The organism is Sphingobacteriales bacterium (assembly GCA_012517435.1).
In the GTDB taxonomy this organism is placed as follows: domain Bacteria; phylum Bacteroidota; class Bacteroidia; order CAILMK01; family JAAYUY01; genus JAAYUY01.
In genome coordinates this window covers 1-2,546 of sequence record JAAYUY010000122.1, presented here as the reverse complement: position 1 = coordinate 2,546, position 2,546 = coordinate 1, and the positions used below count along the sequence as shown (strand labels likewise).

General features: G+C 41.4%; 2 protein-coding genes. Both read right to left on the bottom strand.

Annotation, left to right across the window (positions count from 1 at the left end; genetic code table 11):
- Window positions 1-1,200 (bottom strand): hypothetical protein (locus tag GX437_07110; GenBank protein ID NLJ07420.1); only part of this gene is annotated, 1,200 nt, incomplete at its 3' end.
- Window positions 1,201-1,420: 220 nt separating this feature from the next.
- Window positions 1,421-2,546, bottom strand: a 1,126-nt coding sequence (locus GX437_07105; protein ID NLJ07419.1) for an alanine dehydrogenase, incomplete at its 5' end; no start/stop codon positions are given.

Genomic DNA, 2,546 nt, shown 5'->3' with positions numbered 1-2,546 from the left:
TTGATTGGCGACTTTGCCGTCAACCCAAAGGCGATAGACGATGGTATCTTTATAAAAGGTATCATAAACCAATGCTGAATCAGGTGTACTGATGTCGTTCCAGTAATAAATTCCGTTTGAAGTGGGATAATAGCGGAATGACCCATCCGTAACAGAAGGATCGTATGTAAATCCAAGTGTTACACCCCTGAAAACATGGGTTACATTGCTGTTGTCGATGATGACATGAACGGAACCGTCACTATACCAGAAATAATTGGTATCGCCAAGAAATTTTGGTTTGGGAAGTTCAAACTTTTCAACAAAGATCAGCTTCCATGTGGAGCCATAATCTTCTGATTCCCATAAAAGGGTGTGGCCAATTCTTTGTGAAAGGGCTATTCTTACCTTGTTTCCTTTTGCATCAATAGAGTAATTATCGGCAGTTCCATATTTAAAAATGGTGTTATCATAGCCCGGAAGTAGAACTTTGTCGTCAACCCAGGTTTGTGTTTTCAGATTATAGCGGGAATAAACGAAGGGTTGTTTAATGCCGTTTTTAATGACATTAGAATCCGAATAGTTACCAATAATGTACAGATAATCACCTGACTGAGCGGTACGTGCCCAGATAGGTCCTGATCCTTTGTCTTTTGAAAACTCTGTCCATGTCGTGCTGCCAATTCCTGTATTGGTATTGATGGAATATCCTCCACTGCCTCCTCCTGCTTCAGCATAATGGGATACAATCTGCTCTACTTTATTTGTGCCATCATTATAAAAGGTGAGGTTGGGCCAGCCACTGCGGAAGGTTTCAATTCTGTTTTCAATGACTCCAAACCATGAATTGCCATTGAAATGGTTATACCCTGAACCTCTGGTGTTCCACGGGTTGATGTCGGGGGAAGTAGTAAAGGTCAGAGAAACTTTTCCATCATCATACAGAATAACTCTTCTGGCAATAGCACTGTTGGTCTGAAGGCCATACTGTGATTTCCCGACAAGTGTACGGGGATAACGGTTGTTGGCACTGTTGAGTTTCCAATCAGGTGCTTCCAGCGGTTTTGCAACAATGGACTTTGATGGTACCTGATCCAGCACCATTTTGTTTGGCTCAACAGGTACACTGAAATTATCTGCCGGCTTTACTATCTCTTTAACTAACTCCTGTGCATACGATGTAAAGCCTGCAAAAACCAATAAGAATAGAATTTTTCTCATTTTTTGTTCGTTTAATTTTGTTAGACACTCATGATAAATTCAGGTGCGAAGATAAAACTTTTTTGAATTACCGTGATAGTGTTGGAATATTTTCAGGTGGTAATTGTTTGGATTTAACAAATGGAGTAGTTGAAGGGAAAGAATAATTGCCCGTTTGCTTTAACCAGGAAAAGAGAAGAATAGTGATTTTAAAAGGTGAAAAATTAAGATGCTTGTGTTTTTAAAGATTTGATGCCAGCAACAGGTCAATAGCTTTGCTCTGGAGGTTAAATTTGGTTCCGATAAAGCGGTTGGTTAAAATGCCTTTATAGATAAATACGCCATGACGGGTATAAGGATAATCCCAGAAATAATTTAAAAGGCTACCGCAACGCTGAAATTGCAAAAGCATGGGAACCAATATGTTATTGAAAGCGTTGGAGGCAGTCTGAGGCACTGCTGACGAAATGTTGGGGACACAATAATGAATAACCCCGTGTTTTAAATAAACCGGATTGCTCAGTGTGGTTACTTCAGAGGTCTCAAAACATCCGCCATGATCGATACTGACGTCAATAATGACGGCATTTTCTTTCATTTGCATGACCATGTCTTCGCTGACCACGCAGGGTGTACGTCCGTTTTGCGGATGAAGTGCTCCGATGACTACATCGGCTGTTTTCAGCACCTTGGTCAACAAGTCGGTATGGATGACAGAATTGTAGATATTGAGATTATGAATCAGATTTAATCTTCTGAGTTTTTGAAGTGAATTGTCAAAAACTTTCACATCAGCTCCGAGTGCCAGAGCAGTTCTGGCTGCATAAAGTCCTACAGTACCGGCACCGAGGATCACCACCTCGGTGGGTGGAACCCCTGTAATACCGCCCATTAAAATACCTTCTCCCTTAAAAATGGTAAGATAATCTGAAGCTATGAGTACTGCGGCTTTTCCTGCAATTTCACTCATGGATTGCATGAAGGGCAATATCCCTCCCGAGTCCTGAATGTTTTCATAGGCAAAAGCCGTTACCTGCTTTTGCATCAGGCCTGTCAGTTGTTGCTGGTGAAGGTTGGGGATGTTCAGACTGCTGAAAATGATTGTTCCCTGTTTGATAAAGCCTATTTCTTCTTCCGTAGGCAGGGCAATTTTCAGAATCATGTCGGCTTTATAGAGTTCAGCCTTTTCAGGGGTAATAAATGCACCGGCCTCGCTGTATTCCCGGTCAGAAAAATGAGAGGAATGTCCGGCATTTTGTTCTATCATTATTTTAAAACCATTGGCCGTAAGCATTTTAACGCCCTGAGGGGTAAGAGGAATTCTTTTTTCGTCCATGATGGATTCACGTGGAATTCCTATGGTGAGT